Source organism: Pseudofrankia coriaricola (assembly GCF_032027725.1).
Lineage (GTDB): Bacteria > Actinomycetota > Actinomycetes > Frankiales > Frankiaceae > Pseudofrankia.
On the sequence record NZ_JASNFO010000041.1, the window covers coordinates 16981 to 36949 of the forward strand.

The following is a 19969-nucleotide window of genomic DNA, read 5'->3' on the forward strand; positions in this document are numbered from 1 at the left end:
CTGGTGGGCGGGCACCAACGTGCCTACCGGCGGGCAGGCGCGCGGCGCGCCGCCGGGCTGTTCGTAGGATCGGGATCCCCGGCGGGGCAACGATGACCGCGGCGACGACAGCGGAGAGGTCCACGGATGTTCGACAACCTGAAGGATCTGGCGGGCAAGGCCGGCGACCTCAAGGAGAAGGCGGAGGACCTCGCCGACGAGCACGGCGACCAGATCAACGACGGGCTGGAGAAGGCCGGGGACTTCGTCGACGACCGGACCGGCGGCAAGCACGGCGACAAGATCGACACGGCCGTCGACAAGGCGCAGGACCTCGTCGACAAGCTCGGCGGCCAGGACTGATCTCCCGCCTGGCGACCGCCGCCACGGTCGCCAGGCGGGTTTGGCCGAACGGCCGGCGGTCGGCGGTCGGCGGGTGGTTCTCCGAACCACCCGCCTTTCGCCGTCTCCGGCTCCAGGCGCCCCGCATTCCACCGGCGAACCGCCGCGTCTTGCGCGACCCCTCGTTTGGCGGCCGCGGCGGTGGTTCGCACTCTCGATGACGTGACACTCACGATGCTGCGCGGTCTGTTCGCTTCAGCTGAGGCCGACCGCTAGACGACGCGGCCCCTGCGTCACGGGGACCTGCGGAGACCCGTCGCGTCCGTCGCCTCGGGTTCCCGGCGGAGCCGCCGCCGTTCGTGGTTCCGGCTCCGATCGTGGCCTTGGGGGCCACGCGCTATGGTTCGCATCGTCCTGGTCCGGTACGATGACCATGTGGGCCTTATAGTGCTCCTATTGCGGTTCATCGGCAGCGTCTGCGTATTTTCTGGCCTCTACTTCCTGGTTGAAACCCGCTTCGCCCTGGGGATTCCAATTTTCTTGCTCGGCCTCGCGTTTGGAGTTGCGGCGGGCTTTCTGAACGCGGCGAGGGAAGCGGGAAGGTGATTTCTTGTGCCCCGCGGAAAGACGGGTGATTGTGCGGTCCGGGTTCGGGCCACCGAACCCGGACCGAGGGACCGAGGGACGGCGGGTCGACGGTTTATCCTGCGTGTTCGATGCCCTGCCGCGCCCGACTGATGAAACCTGACCCGAGTTCGAGGCGCCACCCCTGAATCCGGACGAGGCGGCTGGCGGTTTTGGCCCACCGCGCCACCGGTTTCGCGCACGGTTTCCAGGACAAGGTCCGCCGCACAAAGAAGTTTCATCGCCGGCGGCTGTGCGCGGCCCCATGTCCCTTGCGGCACGAATGGTCGACATCGTCGAGCCCGTGCGCGCGCTCCCGGTGCTCCTCGCCATCGGTGCGTGAACCGGACCCCGGCCGTCCCGCCTCGGGAGGGCGGATGAGCCAACCGGAGGGGCCCGTCGGTCGCGTTTGGTTCGTTAGTCGAACTAAACTGGTAGCGTCGGGCGCATGGAGACGCCCACCGAAGCCGCCGCGCCTACCGGTGTGGTCGAGTCCGCCGAGGTCCGGATGCCCGTCGAGGCCGTCCGTGCGCTCGTCAGCGTGGCCCGGGTGCTCGAACGGGCGTCCGGCGAGCTGAGCCTGGCTCAGTACCGCGTGCTGGCCGCCGTCGCCGCCGGCGACGAGCGGGCGTCGCGGATCGCCACCCGGCTCACGCTCGGCAAGCCGGCCATCAGCGCGACCGTCGAGTCGCTGCGCCAGCGCGGGCTGCTGACCCGCGGGACGGTCGACGACGATCAGCGCGCCGCCGCGCTGCGGCTGACCGACCAGGGCCGGGCCGCGCTCGACGTGGCCGAGCGGGCGATGCTCGACCGGCTCGACCGGATCACCGCCCGTGCGCCCGATCCCGCCGCGATGGCCCAGGCGCTCGCCTCGCTGGACGGGGCGGTCAACGGCTACCTGGCCGATCACCTCGCCGCCTATCTCGCCAGCCGGGCAGCCGCGAAGGAACGCCGATGACCATGCCCCCGCACCTCCCGCTGCCCGCGAACGACCGCACGTCGCCCGACGCCCCCGCGGCGAGCCCGCCCGGCCGTGACGCCCGGACCTCGGACGGCCCGCCCCCGGACAGTCAGGGCTGGATCCGGCGGCTGGCGGGGTGCCTCCTGCGGCACAGGGGCGCCGTCGTGCTGGCGCTGCTCGGCTCGCTGTTCGGCAGCGGGGCGCAGGCCGTCGTCCCGCTGATCGGGCGCCAGATCGTCGACGGGGTCATCATCCGGCGGGACGCGGCGCTGTGGCCGTGGCTGCTGCTTCTGTTGGTGGCGGCGGTGGCGAGCTTCGGCTTCGCCCACCTGCGCCGCTACCACGGCGGCCGGGCGGCGCTGCTCGTCCAGTACGACCTGCGCAACGCCATGCACGACCACCTGCTGACGATGGACCAGGACAACCTGAGCCGGATGCCGACCGGCCAGCTCGTGGCCAGGGCCAACTCGGACTCGGCGCTGGTGCAGGGGCTGCTGATGTTCCTTCCGCTGCTCACCGGCAACCTGCTGATGATGGTCGCCGCGCTGGCCGTCATGTTCGTGCTGGCCCCAGGCCTGGCCGTCGTCGGCCTGGTGGTCGCGCCGGCGCTGGTGGCCGTCTCCTACCGGCTGCGTGTCCGGGTGTTCCCGGCGAGCTGGGACGCCCAGCAGCGCGAGGGCGACGTGGCGCAGATCGTCGACGAGGACGTGAACGGCGTCCGGGTCGTCAAGGCGTTCGGACAGGAGGAGCGAGAGCTGCGCCGGCTCGCCGACGCGACCGGCACTCTCTACGGCACGAAGATGCGCGCGGTGCGGCTGCGCTCCCGCTACGGCCCGCTGCTGGAAGCGGTCCCCGGTCTCGCCCAGGTCGCGATCCTCGCCCTGGGCGGCTGGCTAGCCGTCCGCGGCTCGATCACGATCGGCACGTTCCTCGCGTTCTCCACCTACGTCGCCCAGTTCACCGCCCCCGCCCGCCAGCTCGCCGGGGTGCTCACCATGGGCCAGCAGGCCCGCGCCGGCTGTGAGAGAATCTTCCAGCTCCTTGACCTGCCGCCCGCGATCGCCGACCGGCCGGGCGCCGTCGACCTGTCCGAGCACGGCGGGCTCCGTGGCGAGATCGTCTTCGAGGACGTCGAGTTCTCCTACCCGGGCGGCGTGCCGGTGCTGCGCGGCTTCGACCTGCGCATCGCCGCCGGCGAGCGGGTGGCGATCATCGGCCCGAGCGGTAGCGGCAAGTCGACGGTGGCGGCCCTGCTCGGCCGCTTCCACGACCCGAGCTCCGGCCGGGTGACCGTCGACGGGCACGATCTGCGTGACGTGCGGCTCGCGTCGCTGCGCCGGCAGGTCGGGTTCGCCTTCGAGGAGAGCTTCCTGTTCTCCGACACCGTCCGAGCCAACATCGCCTACGGCCGCGTGGGTGCCGTGGGTGCCGTGGGTGCCGCGGGCGGCCTCGGTGCCGAGGCGTCCCAGGAGGAGATCGAGGCGGCGGCGCGGGCCGCCGGCGCGCACGAGTTCATCCTCGGCCTGCCGCTCGGCTACGACACCGTCGTCGGCGAGCGCGGGCTGTCGCTGTCCGGGGGGCAGCGCCAGCGGGTCGCGCTCGCCCGCGCGATCCTCGCCGACCCGCGTGTCCTCGTCCTCGACGACGCGACCAGCGCCGTCGACGCCCGCACCGAGCAGGTGATCCACGACGCGCTGCGTGACGTCCTGCCCGGCCGGACCACGCTGCTGGTCGCCCACCGGGTGTCCACGCTGCACCTGGCCGACCGGGTCGTCGTCCTCGACGAGGGCCGCGTCCTCGACCAGGGCACCCACGAGGAGCTGACGGAGCGCAGCGCCACCTACCGCACGCTGCTCTCGGGCCTCGACCCGGTGCTCGCGGCCCAGCTCGGCGACAGCGCTGAGGCCTTCGCCGAGATCGCCGAAGCGGCGGGCGGGCCGGCCGCCACGACGACCGAGGCGTGGGACGCGGCCAGGGCTCGGCAGGCGGCGGAACGCGCCGGCGGCGGGCATGCCCAGGCGGCGGGCGTGGCCAGCCTCGGCGCCGGGCTCGGCGGTGGCGCCTCGCGCGGCGGCGGGGTCGGCGGCGGCACGTGGCGGCTGAACCTGGCGCCCACGCCGGAGCTGCTGGCACGGGTCGCCGCGCTGCCGCCGGTGCGCGACGAGGCGGACATCGACCTGGTCGTGGAGAGCCGGCCCGAGCCGCGGTTCAGCCTGCCTGGGCTGCTGCGCCGATTCCGCCGGCCGCTGTCCGTCGGTCTGCTGCTGGTCGTCATCGACGCGGCCGTGGGGCTGGCCGGCCCGACGCTCGTGAAGACCGGCATCGACCGGGGCGTCACCGACGGGACGACCGCCGTGGTGTGGGTGGCGTCCCTGGTGTTCCTGGCGCTGACACTCGTCGACTGGGTCAACCAGGTCGGCGAGACGTTCGTGACCGGGCGGGTAGCCGAGCGCATCATGCTCTCGCTGCGGATCCGGATCTTCGCCCAGCTGCAGCGGCTCTCGCTGGACTACTACGAACGCGAGATGTCCGGCCGGATCATGACCAGGATGACGACCGACGTCGACCAGTTCGAGTCGCTCATCGAGAACGGCCTGCTCTCGGCCCTGGTCGCGTTCGTGACGTTCGTCGGCGTCGGCGTCGCGCTGTTGCTGATCAACCTCGACCTCGGCCTGCTGACGCTGACCGTGGTGATCCCGTTGGTGATCGCGACCGTGCCGTTCCGCAGCCGGGCGGCGAAGCTGTACGAGCTGTCCCGGGAACGGATCGCGATCGTCAACGCCGACTTCCAGGAGAGCATCTCCGGGGTGCGCGAGGCGCAGGCGTTCGTCCACGAGGCCCGCACCGTCGAGCACTTCCACGGCCTCGGCCGGGCCTACCTGGACTCCCGGGTCGCCGCGCAGCGGGTGGTCGCGACCTACTTCCCGTTCGTGCAGTTCCTGTCGGCGGTCGCCGACGCGATCGTGCTCGGCGCGGGCTCGGCGCTCATCGCGCACGGCCAGCTGACCGCCGGCGCGCTCATCGCGTTCCTGCTCTACATCGACATGTTCTTCTCGCCGATCCAGCAGCTGTCCCAGGTGTTCGACGCCTGGCAGCAGACCAGGGTGTCGGTCGGGCGGATCGCCGAGCTGATGCGGCTGGAGACACTGACCCCGCCGCCGGCCGAGCCGCTCGCCCCCGGCCGGCTGCGCGGCGAGCTGGTGCTCGACGACGTCCGGTTCGCCTACCCGGCCGGCCCGGTGTCCGCCGCGTCGGCGTCGGTGGCGGCCGGGCTCGCCGCCGCCCGCGGCCGCGACCGCGGCTGGGCCGACGCCCGGACCACGGTCGCGGGGAAGGACCCGCGGACGATGGCGGCCGCGGCGGCGGCGCGGGCGGCGAAGCCGCCGGAGGCGCTGCGCGGGGTCGACCTGCGGGTGCGCGCCGGGGAGACGGTCGCGCTCGTCGGGGAGACCGGCGCGGGCAAGTCGACGGTGATGAAGCTGCTGGCCCGGTTCTACGACCCGGACACCGGCGCGGTCCGCGTCGACGGCCAGGACCTGCGAGCCTTCGACCTCACGGGGTTCCGCCAGCAGCTCGGCTACGTGCCACAGGAGGCGTTCCTGTTCACCGGCACCGTCCGGGACAACATCGCCTACGGCCGTCCCGGCGCGACGGACGCCGAGGTGGAGGCGGCGGCGCGGGCCGTCGGCGCGCACGACTTCGTCGCCGCCCTGCCCGGCGGCTACCTGCACGAGGTGGCCGAACGCGGCCGGTCGCTGTCCGCCGGCCAGCGCCAGCTCATCGCCCTGGCCCGCGCCGAGCTGGTCGACCCGGCGGTCCTCCTGCTCGACGAGGCGACGTCGAACCTGGACCTGGCGACGGAGGCCCGGGTGAGTGCCGCGATGCAGCGCATTTCCCGGGCGCGCACGACGATCCTCATCGCCCACCGCCTCCAGACCGCCCGCGGCGCCGACCGCATCGTCGTCCTCGACCGCGGCCGGGTCGCCGAGACCGGCACCCACGACGAGCTCCTCTGCGCCGCCGGCCGCTACGCCGCCATGTGGCGCGCCTTCGAACTCGTCACCACGACGGCCACCACCACCTCGGCGGCGGCAGACTGACCGGTGAGCCCGTCCTCGCGGACCGCCATCCTGTTGGTGGCGAGCTCATGAGGCCTCGCGCGATGTCCCGTTGGCCCCTTCTGGGTTGGTCCGATACTGTCGGGTCAGTCACTGGCTGACCCGACAGGGATGGACGAGCTATGCCAAGCGGTGAGCATGAATCGGCGGTTGCGGCCTTCGCGGCCTTTCCGGACGCGACGGCCACGTTGCTGGATCGGATGTTCCGTATCGGCCTTCCCGCGCACGATGACGCCCATCGGGGCCCCACGGTCTTCCAGAAGCTCGTACCGACCAGCTACCACGCCGACAACACGCTGGTGTTCACGTGTGCTGGTCAACGGGTGTACGCCGCCGTCATCGAGGTGCAGCTTCGATGGGTGCCAAAGAAGTGGTTGAGCTGGAAGATCTACGCCGCCTCGCTTGAAAAGGAGCTGGGCGTCGGCGTGATTTTGGCGGTCTTCTGTCCGGAAATCGAGGTCGCCGCGAAGTACCGCGGCCTGTCCGGAGCGGACAAGTTCAGCGTGCGGCTGTGGCCCTATGTGCTGAGCCCCGGCGACCTGCCGTTGGTGGAGGAAGCCGTATATGCGAGGGCGAACATCGCGCTTGCCGCACTGTCGCTGGTCTGCCACGGCGGCGACGACCCGGCGACGCTCGAACCCTCGTTCGCCGCGTTGTACGAGGCGATGCACGAGGTTGACTGGGAGCTGGCCCGCAGGATCTGTGACATGTTGTTCGCCGGGTTGTCGAAGGCAGCGCGGGCACGATGGGAGGAACATATGACCGTGGTCGACTCCGAGTACCGCAGCGAGCTCTTCAGAGAGATCGAGGCAAGGGGCCGGACCGAGGGGCTGACCGAGGGCCGGACCGAGGGCCGGGCTGAGGGCATGGCCAAGGCCAAGGCGGACGCTGTGCTGAGGATCCTGAGCCAGCGCGGTGTTCCCGTTCCGGATGTGGCGCAGGAGAAGATCCGCTCCTGCACCGATCTTGACCTGCTGGACACCTGGCTCGACCGGGTGCTGACCGCCACCAGCGCCGAAGACGTCATCGCCCCGCCGAGTCGAGGCGCGCGCCGTGTCGATCTTTAGCGAGGACGCCGACGTAGGCGTCGCGGACGCGCCGACCAGCCCGGCGCAGACCCGCAGGAAGGTGCTCTTTCCCGAGCCGTTGCCGCCGACCACCGCGGCGATCTGGCCCGCGCGGACCGTCAACGAGACGCCGGAGAGGACAGTGCGCCGCCCGTAGCGCTGATACCTGGCGCCGCCGAGCCCGCACAGCCACCAGCGTCGAGGCCGTCCGGGCTCCAGGCGGGCGGTACTCAGCTCGTCAGGGCGGACGGTCCGGCGGGATCCTCCTTGACCAGGACGCCGGAGGTGTTCGCTGCCCGCATGGCGGTGGCCAGAGCGAGGATGCGGGCCACCGCCTGGGGGATGTCGACGCCGCGGGCGTGGATGTTGGAGATGAGGTTGCGGTCGGCGTCGGTGTGGCCGGGGCGGGGGCGCCAGGCCAGGTAGGCGCTCAGGCTCTCGGCGGTGACCAGGCCGGGGCGTTCGCCGATGAGGAGGACCGAGGCCGCGGGGTCGAGAAGCTCGCCGATCTCGTTGAGGAGACCGACGCGGGCGTTGCGGACGGCGAAGACCTGGCCGACGCTCCAGCCCGCCTCGCGAGCGGCATCGAGCAGGGCCGGCAACAGGGCCGGGACCTGAGCGTCCACGGCGGCGACGGACAGGCCGTCGCCGACGACGACCTGCAGGTCGGCGCCACGGGGGCAGCGGCGGGCTACCTCAGCGCGGCCCTCGGCCGAGAGGCTCCGGCCGAGGTCGGGCCGGCGCAGGTAGGTCGCCCGGTCGGGAGCGGCCGAGCCGACGGCGAACAGGCCGAACCGGTCGCCCAGCGGGGCGAGCAGGCCTGTCTCCAGGTCGAGCGCGGCGTGGACGGCATCCTGGGCGGCGGCGTGGTCGGCGCGCAGGGCGAGCTGGTCGGCGGTGCGCAGCGACGTGCCGGAACGGCCCAGGAACAGCCTGGCCGGAGTCACGGCCCGCACCCGGCGCTCGAAGGCGCCGCCCTGGCCGGGGCCCGTGGCCGGGACAGCCGGTTCCGCGGAACCGGCGCCGGCCGGGATCGTCGGCCCGGTACCGGCCAGGGGCTCGGGCGTGGGTTCGACCATGGGCTCCGGCATGGGCTCGGCTGTGGGCTCGGGCATGGAGGTCATCGGCCGCTGGTCAGCGCGCGGGCGGGGGAGGGGACGTCGAGGACGGCCCTGTCGAGATCCGCCAGCAGCGCCGCGGCGACATCCGGGTCGGGGTCGGCGAGGCGGCCACCCCGGATCAGGCCGCGGTCGTGCAGCCAGGTGGTGTACTCCGGCGTCGCGGACAGGCCGAACAGGTCACGCATGCCGGCCGCGTCGTGGTAGCTCGTCGACTGGTAGGAGAGCATGACGTCGTCCGCGCCCGGAACACCCATCACGAAGTTGCAGCCGGCGGCGACCAGCAGGACGAGCAGGTCGTCGTTGGTGTTCTGGTCGGCGTCGACGTGGTTGGTGTAGCAGACGTCGATTCCCATCGGCAGGCCGAGCAGCTTGCCGATGAAATGGTCCTCGAGGCCGGCGCGAGTGATCTGGCGGGCGTCGGCGAGGTATTCAGGCCCGATGAAGCCGACGACGGAGTTCACCAGGAATGGCTGGTACGCGCGGGCGACGCCGTGCGCCCGGGCCTCGACGGTGAGCTGGTCGAGACCGCCGTGGGCGTCGGCGGAAAGGGCGCTGCCCTGCCCGGTCTCGAAGTACATGACGTTGTCACCGACGAACTCGCCGGACCGGTCGCGGTGGTGCGCGAGCACCGCGTCCCGGCCTTCGGCGAGCATCTCCAGACTGATCCCGAACGAGCGGTTCGCCGCCTCCGTCCCGGCGATCGACTGGAACAGCAGGTCGACAGGCGCGCCGGCGGCGAGCGCTGCGAGCTGGGTGGTGACGTGGGCGAGCACGCAGGTCTGCGTGGGCAGCGAGAGCTGGCGGATCAGGCTCTGCAGGCCGTGCAGCACCGCGCCGACACTGGCGACGGACTCGTTCACAGGATTGACGCCGAGGACGGCGTCGCCGCATCCGTAGAGAATGCCGTCGAGGGCGGAGAGCAGAATTCCCTCGACGTCGTCAGTGGGATGGTTCGGCTGAACGCGCACGCCGAGCACCCCGGCCTCGCCCATCGTGTTGCGGCAGCGGGTGACGGTGCGCAGCGGCTTCGCGCCGACGATGAGGTCCTTGTCGCTCATGAGCTTCGCGACGGCCGCCGCCATCTCCGGGGTGATGGCGCCCGCGAGCCCCGCAGCCGACCATGCGTCGGCGAAGCCGGGGGAGAGGACCAGCTCGCGGAACTCCCCGACCGTGAGGCTCGCGAGCCCCGCGTCGGCGAACGCCGCCGCGTCGTGCTCGCGCAGGATCAGCTCGGTGACGGCGTCGTCGAGCAGCGGGGTGGCGAGAATGTCGCCCAAGCGCACGTCGGCGAGCGCGAGCTTCGCCGCGACCCGCTCGGTGGCGGACACGGCGGCAACGCCGGCGAGCTGGTCGCCGGACTTCTCCTCGTTCGCCTTCGCGAGCAGGGCCGCGAGGTCGGGGAAGACGTAGCTGGTACCTCGCACCGTTGCCCGGAACGTCATCGTCCGCCGCCTCCCTTGTCATCACGACATTGCGTCATCGTCCTGTGCGCCGTCGACCCGGGTGGCGGAAGACTGCTGGTGGCCGGCTGGGCCGGAGCCCCGGTGATCTGGTGGACTCTTCGGCGCTGGAACTCCGAACATCCCACCGGATCATGGGACCAGCCATGATCCGGTGGGATCGCCGGCGCCCGCCCGCCCACTCGCCGGCGGGTGGGCCTCCCGTTATGCGGTTGTCGCCGTCTCGCCAGCAGGCTGGGCGGGAATGGCTCCGGCCGGTGGCAGGGCGTCCTCGGGCGCCCGCTCGTGGCTTTCCTCCATGACCATCCGCCCGATCGTCGCGTACTTCTCCGGGTTCCTGAACCGGATCCCGAGCGCCACCGCGAGACCGATCACGAACACGCCGAGCGCGATGTACGGCGACGCCTTGAACACCGGGCTGTCGGAGGCGGCGCCGGCGGCGAAGTCGAGGTTCTGGAACAGCAGGACGATGACGTAGATCTGCAACGCGGCGCCGAGGACCGGCGCGACAAGGGTCCGCCACCAGGAGGCCGTCTCCGGGTGCATCTTGCGGACGTGGAAGTAGCCGATGACGGCGATCGACGAGATGGACTGCACGAACAGCAGTGCCATCGTGCCGAGGATCGCCATCAGGCCGTACAGGTACACGTACGGGACGTCGGAGACCGTGTCGGTCGGCTTCTGCAGGAAGAAGAACAGCAGCACGATGACGAGGGTGATCGCCGTCTGGACGACCGAGGAGATGTGCGGCGAGCCGTGCTTCTTGTGGGACGCGCCGAGCGTCTTCGTCAGCCCGCTCGACAGGCCCTCCCGGCCGATCGCGTACAGGTAGCGCGAGGCGGCGTTGTGGAACGCCAGCGCGCAGGCGAACGAGCCGGTCACCGTCATGACCTTGTAGAGGTCGACGAAGAACGAGCCGAGCAGGTCGCCGGTGGGCGTGTAGAACAGCGAGAACGCGTCCGTGCGGGAGACGTCGACGGCGCCGGTCTTGCCGGAGTAGGCGACCGCCATCCAGGAGACGAACGTGTAAAAGACGCCGAGCCCGATGACCGCGATCATCGTCGCCCGGGGGACGATCTTCTTCGGGTTCTTCGACTCCTCGCCGTAGACCGCGGTCGTCTCGAAGCCGACCCAGGACCACAGGGCGAAGAAGATGCCGAGGCCGGCGACGCCGACGATGGCGCCGTCGGAGCTGGTGGGCACCGACTTGAACGCGCCGACCGGGTTGATGGCGTCGGGGAGCAGGCCGTCGGGGCCGCCGCCGGTGAAGAGCACGCCGAACGACATGACCAGCAGCAGGATGACCTCGGTGACGAGGAAGACGCCAAGGATCTTGCCGGAGATCGCGATGTTGAAGTAGCCGAGCACCGCGATGACCGCGATGCTGACCAGTGCGTACCAGACCCAGGAGACCGACGGCGCGCTGAACACCGTCTCCATCGTCGTCTTCGCGAACGACGAGAGAATGCCGATCAGCGAGCCCTCGAAGACGATGTAGCACATCGTCGCGAGGAAGCCCGAGGCCATACCGGCGGCCTGGCCGAGTCCCTGGGAGATGAAGCCGTAGAACGCGCCCGTCGCGGTGATGTGCTTCGTCATCGCGACGTAGCCGACGGAGAAGATCGTCAGAATGATGGTGGCGACAAGGAACGCCGCCGGGCCGTGGATGCCGTCGCCGTAACCGACGGCGATCGGCAGGTTGCCGGTCATCGCGGTGATCGGTGCGGCGTTGGCCGTCACCATGAACAGGACTCCGAAGAGGCCGATCGTGCCCGGCCTGAGCCGCTGCACGCTGCTGGTGCTGGCGGCTACTGGAACCGCGGCCTCGCTCTGCACGCTCACCTTGTGGCTACCTCCCGCTGTGCGCGGCCGCTGCGGCGGCTGGCGCGTATCGGGGCGATCGTGGCCCCTGCGCAGGGGGCGCCACAAGGCGGGGTCAGACCTTTTCACACGCCGAAACAGGCCACAACGTGGCGGAAACGTAAACGGTACGTACCTTTACCAGACCACTGGCCTCGGGCCACGCTACGGTCGACCCGTGGGCAACCGTGACCTCGCCGTGGGCACCACCGTGGACTCCGACAACCCCGTCAGTAACCCCGCGGGCAACCTCGTCGGCGGCGCCGCTCCGGCCGTTCCCGGCGCGGCCCGCGACGATCTTGTCGACCGGCTGCTGGCGACACCGAAGGCCGACGTGCTCGCCACGAGCGAGCGCTACTGGAACCCGAGCAAGACGAGGTTCTGGACCGACGCCGGCACCCCGCTCGTGATCGGGGAACGCGAGGGCTACCTGCTGCACGACCTCGACGGCAACACCCTCGTCGACGTCCATCTCAACGGCGGTACCTACAACCTCGGCCACCGCAACCCCGAGGTCATCGCGACGCTCGTCGCGGCGCTGGAGCATCTCGACATCGGCAACCACCACTTCGCCGCGCTCGGCCGGGCGGCGCTGGCCGAGGCGCTGGTCACCTCGGGGCCGATCCCGGACGGCAAGGTCACCTTCGGCGTCGGCGGCGGCGAGGCGGTCGACCTCGCGTTGAAGTCCGCCCGCTATGCCACCGGCCGCCTTAAGATCATCTCGGCGGTCGGCGCGTTCCATGGCCACACCGGCCTCGCCGTCGCCGCCGGCAACGACCGCTACGCCGAGCGCTTCCTCGCCGGCCGCCCCGACGAGTTCCTCCGGGTCCCGTTCAACGACCTCGACGCGATGGCGGCCGCCTTGGCCGGCGGCGACGTCGCCGCGGTGCTGCTGGAGACGATCCCCGCGACCTCCGGGTTCGTGATGCCCGAGCCCGGCTACCTCGCCGAGGTCGCCAAGCTGTGCGCCGCCGCCGGCACGCTCTACATCGCGGACGAGGTGCAGACGGGCCTCGGCCGCACCGGCGAGCTGTGGGCCATCACCAAGCACGGCGTCACGCCCGACATCCTGGTGACCGGCAAAGGCCTCTCCGGCGGCGTCTACCCAGTGTCGGCGACGATCCTCGGCCCGGCCGCCGCGGGCTGGCTGGAGGAGGACGGCTTCGCCCACATCTCGACGTTCGGCGGCTCGGACCTGGGCTGCGTGGTCGGCCTGCGCACCCTGGAGATCACCCAGCGGCCGGCGACGCGGGACCGGGTCGACACGCTGATCAAGACGTTCGCCGAGGGCCTCACCGCCATCGCCGCGGACAACCCGGACTGGCTGGTCGAGATCCGCCAGGATGGCCTGGTCATCGGCCTGCGCTTCGACCACCCGCAGGGCGCCCGGTTCGTCTCCCGCCGTCTCTACGAGCACGGCATCTGGGCGATCTTTTCCGCCCTCGACCCGCGGGTGCTGCAGTTCAAGCCGGGCCTGCTCCTGTCCGACGAGCTGGCCGGCGACCTGCTCGAACGCACCGCCACGGCGGTTCGGCTGGCGCATCAGGACGCGCTGTCCGGGGCGGACCTGGCGCCCGACCGGGCCCCGGCGCCGCCCCGGTGACCCGCTGAGGCAGCCTGCCGGGGCGGCCCCGGCGAGGGCCGGGCGCCCGCGAGGGCGGGGCGCCACGACAAGGACGATGGCGAAGCCTCGCGTGAGCGGAGGCCCAGATCCAGGCGGGAGGGCCCCGGCGGGCGGAGCCTCCTGACGGAGAGCTCGGGCGGAGGCCCAACGGAGACAGTGGTGGACGGGTGACTGAGTAGATGACGACGACCGAACCGGCAGCCGCCGGGGGCGCGGCGGCGGCGGACGTCGCCGTCACCGGCGAGCTGCGGGCGCTGGACGCGCTGCTTCCGGAGGTGCTGGCCGCCTACGACCTCGGCACGCGGCCAGAGGTCGCGCTGCTGAACCTGTCCGAGAACGCCACCTACCGGGTCGAGGACCCGGCCAGCGGCCGGCGGTTCGCGCTGCGGCTGCACCGCCCCGGGTACCACAGCCCGGCCGAGATCCACGGTGAGCTGGCCTGGGTCGCGGCGCTGCGTGCCGATGGGGTCGTGCCGACCCCGCCGGTGATCCCGAACCGGGCCGGCGAGGTGCTCACCACGGTGCGGCCGCCGGGCGTCGGTGACCGGCAGGCCGTGCTGTTCGCCTGGGTCGACGGCCGTGCGCCGGAGCCGGACGACACCGCCGAACTGGTCTCCTCCTTCGCCACCCTGGGCGACATCGCCGGCCGGATGCAGCTGCATGCCCGCGGCTGGGGCCGTCCGCCGGGCTTCGCCAGGTTCGAGTGGAGCCTGCCGACGACCATCGGCCCCGACGGCCGCTGGGGCGACTGGCGGAGCGGCCTGGCCTGGGCACTCGCCGGCGGTGGCGACGCCCGGCCGTCCCGGGCCGGCGCGCCGGCGGCCGAGCGTGAGCTCATGACCCGCGCCGCCGTGACCGTCGAGGGACTGGTCGAGGAGTTCGGCGCCGGCCCGGACCGGTATGGCCTGATCCATGCCGACATGCGGCTGGCGAACCTCATGGTCACCGCTGACGACGCGATCACCGTCATCGACTTCGACGACTGCGGCTTCAGCTGGTACCTCTTCGACCTCGCCGCGGCGCTGTCGTTCATCGAGCACCATCCGGCGATGCCCGACCTGGTCGCCGCCTGGCTGGCAGCCTATCGCCGCCACGTCCCGCTGACGGCTGACGACGTGGACATGGTGTCGACATTCATCCTGCTGCGGCGGCTCCAGCTGACCGCGTGGCTGGGCACCCACCCGCACGCCGACGCCGTCGACGACGTCGCCGCGTTCGCCCGCGCGACCCTCGGCCTCGCCGACCGCTACCTCTCCGGAACCCTGCTGCCAAAGGGGACCGCCGGGTAAGCCATTTCCTTCCCCCACTCGTCACCGGATCGTCCAGTGATCCTAGAGACGACGGCCGCCGGGTATGCGAAGAAAGATCATTTTCGCATACCCTTTGGCCCTCCAGCCGAGCAGTTCACGTTGGAAGGAAATGGCTCAATGTTCACGCCCGTTGACGGTCGCACGGTCGTCGTCACCGGCGGCACCCGCGGAATCGGGAAAGGCATCGCCCGGGTGTTCGCTGGCGCCGGCGCGAACGTCGTCATCACCGGCCGCGACGCCGGCGTCGCCGAGGCGGCGGCGACGGAACTCGCCAAGGCAGCCGGCGGCACGGTCTCCTTCGTCGTCGCGGACGTGGCGTCGGCCTCCGACACCGCGCGGCTGGCCGCCGAGGTGCTGGAGCGCCACGGCGGCGTCGACGTCGTCTGCGCCAACGCCGGTATCTTCCCGAGCGCCCCGCTCGCGACGATGACCGAGGGCGACATCGACGAGATGCTCGGCACGAACGTCAAGGGCGCGATCCTCACCGTCCAGGCGTTCCTGACGGCGCTGAAGGCGTCCGGCCATGGCCGGGTGATCCTCACGTCGTCGATCACCGGCCCGCACACCGGGTATCCCGGCTGGTCGCACTACGGCGCGTCGAAGGCAGCCATCCTCGGCTTCATGCGGACGGCCGCGATCGAGCTCGCCCCGCACCGGGTCACTGTCAACGCGATCCTCCCCGGCAACATCGTCACGGAGGGCCTTGCCGACCTCGGCGAGGACTACCTGCGCTCGATGGAGGCGGCCATCCCGATGCGGCGGCTGGGCGAGGTCGAGGAGATCGGCCACGCCGTCCTGTTCCTCGCCACCGACGAGGCCGCCTACATCACCGGCCAGTCCCTGGTGGTCGACGGCGGCCAGATCCTTCCCGAGTCGCCCGCCGCCCTGGAAGAGATCTGAGCCCACCCTGGGGCGACGAGGCCCTTGCCGGCCAGACCTGGACCGATACCCGGCCGCTGGAGCGTCGGACCGAGACACCATGCCAGGTTCGCCAGGCACCGGCTTTCGGCCAGACTGGAGCGGTGGTGCTCCAGTTCGACCAATCCGGCTCGCTCGACCCGTCCAGCTCGCTCGGTCCGACCGCGGCCGGCGCCCGGCGCCGGCTGCGCCAGCTGGTAACCGACGGGACACGCGGCCCCGGGGAGCGCCTCGGCGGCGAGCGCGACCTCGCCGCCGCGCTCGGCGTCAGCCGCGCGACCCTGCGCCAGGCGCTGACGGCGCTGGAGCGGGAGGGTGTCATCCTGCGGGTCCGCGGCCGCGGAGGCGGCACCTTCGTCGCGCCTCGCAAGGTCGAACGCGACCTGTCCCGGATCGTCGGCGTCCCCGAACTGTTGCGCGCCCAGGGCTTCACCGCCGGCTCGCAGGTGGTGAGCGCCGGTCTCGAGCCAGCCGACGTCGTCGTCGCGACGGCGCTGGCGCTCGCCCCCGGCGATCCCGTGGCGCGGATCGTGCGGATCCGCCTCGCCGACGGCGGGCCGATCTCCCTGGAGAACGCCTGCTTCCCCGCCTACCGCTTCCCCGGCCTGTTCAACCGGTCGCTGTCCGGCTCCCTTTACGAGCTGTTCGCCGACGAGTACGGCGTGCGCCCGGGTGAGGCCGTCGAACAGATCGAGGTCGTCGTCGCGGGCGACGAGGAGGCCGCGCTGCTGCGCACCCCCGCCGGGGCCGCGCTGCTCGCTTTGCAGCGCACGACCTACGACCCGGCGGGCGAGCCGTTCGAGTACTCGCACGACCTCTTCCGCGCCGACCGCATCCGCATCGTCGTCCGCTCCGCTGGCGCGACGGTCGCCACCACCCGCTGACCCAACTGGTAGATCACCGCCAAGGTGTCGTCGTAGTCGCGAATCTGGCCAGATCGCGACGGCGACAACACGTTGGCGGTGATCATGAATGCTGCTGGGCGGGGCGGGATCTACGCTGCCACGGCACTACGTCGTGGGGGCGGCGGGTTCGGGCGTCGCCGCGACCGGGGCCTCGGTCTGGGCTGGGGTCTCGGTCTGGGCTGGGGCTGGGCGGGCGTCCGTCGGCGGGGCCTGCTGGGGGACGGCGGCGAAGTCCTTGCCGCGGATGAGCGCGAGGGCGAGGACGCCGCCGACGAGGCCGAGGATGCCGGCGGTGACGAACAGGTCGTTCAGCGCGCCGGCGAAGCTGGCGTGGATCGCCTCGGTGAGCGGGCCGCGGGCCGCCGGCGGCGCGGCGCCGATCGCCTGGCCCGCGGCGCCGGCGTGCACCGCGTCGGCGATCTGCCCGTCGCGGCCGGCCAGCTCCGGGATGCCGTCGAGGCGCCCGCTCAGGCCGTGCGCGAGGCGGCCGGTGAAGATCGAGCCGTAGGCGGCGGTGCCGACCGCGATGCCGACCTGCCGGAACGTGGTGTTCACCCCCGATGCCATCCCGGACCGGAACGGGTGCACGACGCCGACCGCGGTGGAGGCCAGGGGCGGGTTCACCAGCCCGGATCCGACGCCGGCGACGACGAGACCGGGAATGAGGTGCGTCCAGCCGGAGCCCGCGCTGAGCCCCGCCATCAGCAGCAGCCCGGCGCCGACGAGCAGGAGGCCAGGACCGATGAGCCAGCGGACCGGCACGTGGGTCGAGAGCCGGCCGGCGACGGTGGAGACGACCATCGCGGTGGCGGACAGGATCAGCAGGCGCACGCCGGCCTGCAGCGCCGAGTAGCCCAGGTCGTTCTGCAGGTAGACCGTCAGGTAGAGCAGCATCGCGTACAGCGAGCCGTTCATCGCGAACGCGGCGACCGAGCCGCCGAGGAACGTCGGGATCCGCAGCAGCGACAGGTCGAACATCGGGTGCGCCACCCGCGTCTCGGCCACGACGAACGCGGCGAGGAGCAGCGCCGCCAGGACGAAACAGATGATCACGCCGCCGTCGCCCCAGCCGTCCTCGCTGGCTCGGATCAGCCCGTAGACGAGCGCGACCAGCCCGGACGTGAGCGTGGCGAACCCGGCCCAGTCCGGCCGGTGGGCGTGCGGGGCGCGCGACTCGGCGACCTTCCGCAGGGTGATCGCGATGGCGGCCACCCCGATCGGCAGGTTCACCCAGAAGATGCCGCGCCAGCTGACCCCGCTGGTGATCAGCCCGCCCAGGATGGGGCCGAGCGCCGTCGAGACGCCGGCGACCGCGCCCCACGCCCCGAACGCGACGCCGCGCTCCCGGCCGTGGAAGTTCATGGCGAGCAGCGCGAGCGAGGTGGCGAACATGATCGCCCCGCCGATGCCCTGCAGCGCGCGGGAGACGATCAGCATCATCGGGGTCTGCGCGGCCGCGCACAGCGCGGACCCGGCGGTGAAGATCCCCAACCCGATGAGGAAGAGTCGCCGGCGGCCGTACCGGTCGGCCAGCGAGCCGGAGGTCAGCAGCAGCGCCGCGAGGGTGAGGGCGTAGGCGTCGACCACCCACTGCACGTCACTGAAGCTGGTGTGCAGCTCCCGCTGGATGTCGGGCAGCGCCACCACGACGATCGTGATATCGAGCAGCAGCATGAACGTCGCCGCCAGCACCGCGACCAGCGTCCACCACTTGCGTTCCATCGAGCCTCCCATGTCCCGCGGCCGGGCGCGCTGCGCGGCCAGGACGACCAGGGCGGCGGGACCCGCCCCGCGGCGCCGGGTACCACTCTGCCCACCGCCATCCGAGGATCGGCCCCACAGCCTGGCCCGGTGTAGATTCCGGTCCGTGATGGCCACTGTGATTCGGGAATCCGACAGGGCGCGGGCTCAGCGCGTGGTTTCCGACCCGGACGATCTGCGGATCATCCGCGCCCTGCAGCTGGCGCCGAGGGCCCCCTTCGCGCGGGTCGCCGCGGTGCTCGGCCTGCCCGAACGCACGGTCGCGCGGCGTTACCGGACGTTGCGGCGCGACGGGATCCTCCGGATCTTCGGCATCGTCAACCCGGTCACGGCCGGCGAGCACCCGTGGATGGTCCGGGTGCAGTGCCGGCCCGACAGCTCCGAGGCGCTGGCCGTCGCGCTGGCGCGGCGCGACGACATCGCCTGGGTGGTCCTCGCCGCGGCGGGCTCCGAGGTGACGTTCTCGATCCGGTCCCAGTCCGCCGAGCAGCGTGACACACTCCTGACCCGTCGGCTGCCACGCGCGGCCCACGTCCTGAACGTCGAGGCGTCCGTCCTGCTGCACGCCTTCGTCGGCCACCACGCCGACGACTGGGGCGGGCTGGCCGGCCACCTCACCGCCGAGGAGGCCGCCCAGCTCCAGACCGCCGCGCCGTCCCAGGCAGCCCCGGCGGCGGCCGGGACCGTGCCGCTGGATCCCGCCGACGACGCGATCGCCGCGGTCCTGGCCCGCGACGGCCGCGCCAGCTACGCCGAGCTCGCCGCGGCGGCCGGGATCAGCGAGGGCCGCGCCACCCGCCGGCTTGCCGCGCTGGTCCAGAGCGGCGCGGTGTTCTTCGACGTGGACCTGTCAATGTCCAGGCTTGGCTTCACCGCGCTCGCGCGCCTCTACATGCGGGTCAGCCCATCGCGGCTGCACGCCACGGGGAAGGCACTCGCGCATCTGCCGGAGGTCGCCTTCGCGGCGGCGCTGTCCGGCCCGCACAACCTGGTGGCCGTCGTCGTCTGCCGTGACCTGAGCGACCTCTACACCTTCACCACCAGCCGCATCGGCGCGCTCGACGGCGTACAGACGCTGGAGATCTCGCCCGTGTTCCGCACCATCAAGCAGGCCGGCGCCATGACCGGCGACGGCCGCCTCCTCGACCCCCTGCCCGGCGCCCGCCCGCCCTACCGGCCGGCCGGCCGCGAGGACTAGGAGGCCGCCGCGGCGTCGACGGTGACCAGGTCCCAGGCCTTGGCCAGGGCCTTCTCGAAGGTCTCGCGGGGCTGGGCGCCGCTGATCGCGTACCTGGACTGGACGAGGAAGTAGGGGACGCCGCCGATGCCGAGCTGGCGGGCGCGAGCCTCGTCAGCGCGTACCTCGTCGGCGAACTCGCCGCCTGCGGCGACCTCGCGGACCCGGGCGCGGCCGAGGCCGAGGACGGCGACCGTGTCGGCGAGCACGTCGGGGTCGGCGAGGTTGGCGCCCCTGGTGAAGTAGGCGGCGAACAGCTCCTCAGCGGCCGCGGCCTGCAGGTCCTCCGTCGCGGCGTACCGCAGGATGCGGTGCGCGGCGAAGGTGTTGGTGGGTTTGAGGGCGGCGAAGTCGAAGGTCAGGCCGACGGTCGCCCCCATCGCCGAGACCCGCTCGTTCATCGCGATCGCCTGCTCGAGGGAGACGCTGTACTTGGTGGCGAGGAGCTGGTAGATACCGCCGGGGAACGTCGCCGGCGCGTCCGGGTCGAGCTCGAAGCTGTGCCAGCGGACCTCGACCTCGTCGGCGTGCTCGAAGGTGGCCAGCGCCCCCTCGAAGGACCGCTTGCCGATGTAGCAGAACGGGCACGCGACGTCCGACCAGATGTCGATCTCCAGCATGGCCTCTCCTGTTCTCCCCGAAGCCAGAGGCCAGTCCGGCCCCTCGCCGGTTGACCGTTACA

Annotated in this window: 14 protein-coding genes; 9 read left to right on the top strand and 5 right to left on the bottom strand. The window is 72.1% G+C overall.

The window, feature by feature from the left end; translation table 11 throughout:
- Positions 1-126: 126 nt before the first annotated feature.
- The 4 genes from QOZ89_RS22350 (at position 127) to QOZ89_RS22365 (ending at position 7091) form a co-directional block, all read left to right on the top strand.
- Positions 127-342 (top strand): antitoxin, encoded by a 216-nt coding sequence (locus tag QOZ89_RS22350; protein ID WP_312624987.1) that lies wholly within the window; start codon positions 127-129, stop codon positions 340-342.
- Between the two features lie 1051 nt (positions 343-1393).
- A complete protein-coding gene (locus QOZ89_RS22355) occupies positions 1394-1903 on the top strand; it encodes a MarR family winged helix-turn-helix transcriptional regulator (protein WP_071051555.1) in 510 nt (169 codons plus the stop codon).
- Entirely contained in the window at positions 1900-6006 is a 4107-nt protein-coding gene (locus QOZ89_RS22360; RefSeq protein WP_312624988.1) for an ABC transporter ATP-binding protein, read from the top strand. Before QOZ89_RS22355 ends, QOZ89_RS22360 begins: the two co-directional genes overlap by 4 nt.
- Before the next feature lie 341 nt (positions 6007-6347).
- Positions 6348-7091, top strand: coding sequence for a hypothetical protein (locus QOZ89_RS22365; protein ID WP_312624990.1), 744 nt, complete (start codon positions 6348-6350; stop codon positions 7089-7091).
- Between the two features lie 230 nt (positions 7092-7321).
- Here QOZ89_RS22365 and eutC read toward each other — a convergent pair whose 3' ends face one another.
- From eutC to QOZ89_RS22385, 3 genes are all read right to left on the bottom strand, one after another.
- Positions 7322-8206, bottom strand: coding sequence for an ethanolamine ammonia-lyase subunit EutC (gene eutC / locus QOZ89_RS22375; protein WP_312624993.1), 885 nt, complete (start codon positions 8204-8206; stop codon positions 7322-7324).
- Between the two features lie 5 nt (positions 8207-8211).
- Positions 8212-9654: an ethanolamine ammonia-lyase subunit EutB gene (gene eutB / locus QOZ89_RS22380; protein WP_312624995.1), complete on the bottom strand. Its 1443-nt coding sequence runs from the start codon at positions 9652-9654 to the stop codon at positions 8212-8214.
- A gap of 222 nt (positions 9655-9876) precedes the next feature.
- On the bottom strand, positions 9877-11514 hold the full coding sequence (locus tag QOZ89_RS22385; protein WP_071051558.1) for an APC family permease: 1638 nt from the start codon (positions 11512-11514) through the stop codon (positions 9877-9879).
- Between the two features lie 196 nt (positions 11515-11710).
- On the opposite strand from QOZ89_RS22385, the gene QOZ89_RS22390 reads away from it, so the two are divergent.
- The 4 genes from QOZ89_RS22390 to QOZ89_RS22405 all read left to right on the top strand — a co-directional run bounded on the left by QOZ89_RS22390 (position 11711) and on the right by QOZ89_RS22405 (position 16268).
- Positions 11711-13135, top strand: coding sequence for a class-III pyridoxal-phosphate-dependent aminotransferase (locus tag QOZ89_RS22390; protein ID WP_116271703.1), 1425 nt, complete (start codon positions 11711-11713; stop codon positions 13133-13135).
- A gap of 200 nt (positions 13136-13335) precedes the next feature.
- Positions 13336-14445, top strand: a complete 1110-nt coding sequence (locus tag QOZ89_RS22395) for a phosphotransferase enzyme family protein (protein ID WP_312624998.1) — start codon at positions 13336-13338, stop codon at positions 14443-14445.
- A gap of 138 nt (positions 14446-14583) precedes the next feature.
- Positions 14584-15366, top strand: coding sequence for a 3-oxoacyl-ACP reductase FabG (fabG, locus tag QOZ89_RS22400; RefSeq protein ID WP_071051560.1), 783 nt, complete (start codon positions 14584-14586; stop codon positions 15364-15366).
- A gap of 125 nt (positions 15367-15491) precedes the next feature.
- Entirely contained in the window at positions 15492-16268 is a 777-nt protein-coding gene (locus QOZ89_RS22405) for a GntR family transcriptional regulator (RefSeq protein ID WP_116271704.1), read from the top strand.
- A gap of 126 nt (positions 16269-16394) precedes the next feature.
- Here the strand turns inward: QOZ89_RS22405 and QOZ89_RS22410 are convergent, their stop codons facing one another.
- Positions 16395-18011 (bottom strand): MFS transporter, encoded by a 1617-nt coding sequence (locus tag QOZ89_RS22410; protein ID WP_071051562.1) that lies wholly within the window; start codon positions 18009-18011, stop codon positions 16395-16397.
- A gap of 193 nt (positions 18012-18204) precedes the next feature.
- Between QOZ89_RS22410 and QOZ89_RS22415 the strand changes: the two genes are divergently transcribed.
- Positions 18205-19248, top strand: a complete 1044-nt coding sequence (locus tag QOZ89_RS22415; protein WP_312625004.1) for an Lrp/AsnC family transcriptional regulator — start codon at positions 18205-18207, stop codon at positions 19246-19248.
- Here QOZ89_RS22415 and QOZ89_RS22420 read toward each other — a convergent pair.
- The gene (locus QOZ89_RS22420; protein ID WP_071051564.1) at positions 19245-19907 is read right to left on the bottom strand and encodes a DsbA family oxidoreductase; all 663 of its coding nucleotides are present in this window, start codon (positions 19905-19907) and stop codon (positions 19245-19247) included. The two genes, QOZ89_RS22415 and QOZ89_RS22420, sit on opposite strands and share 4 nt — an antisense overlap.
- Between the last annotated feature and the right edge of the window lie 62 nt (positions 19908-19969).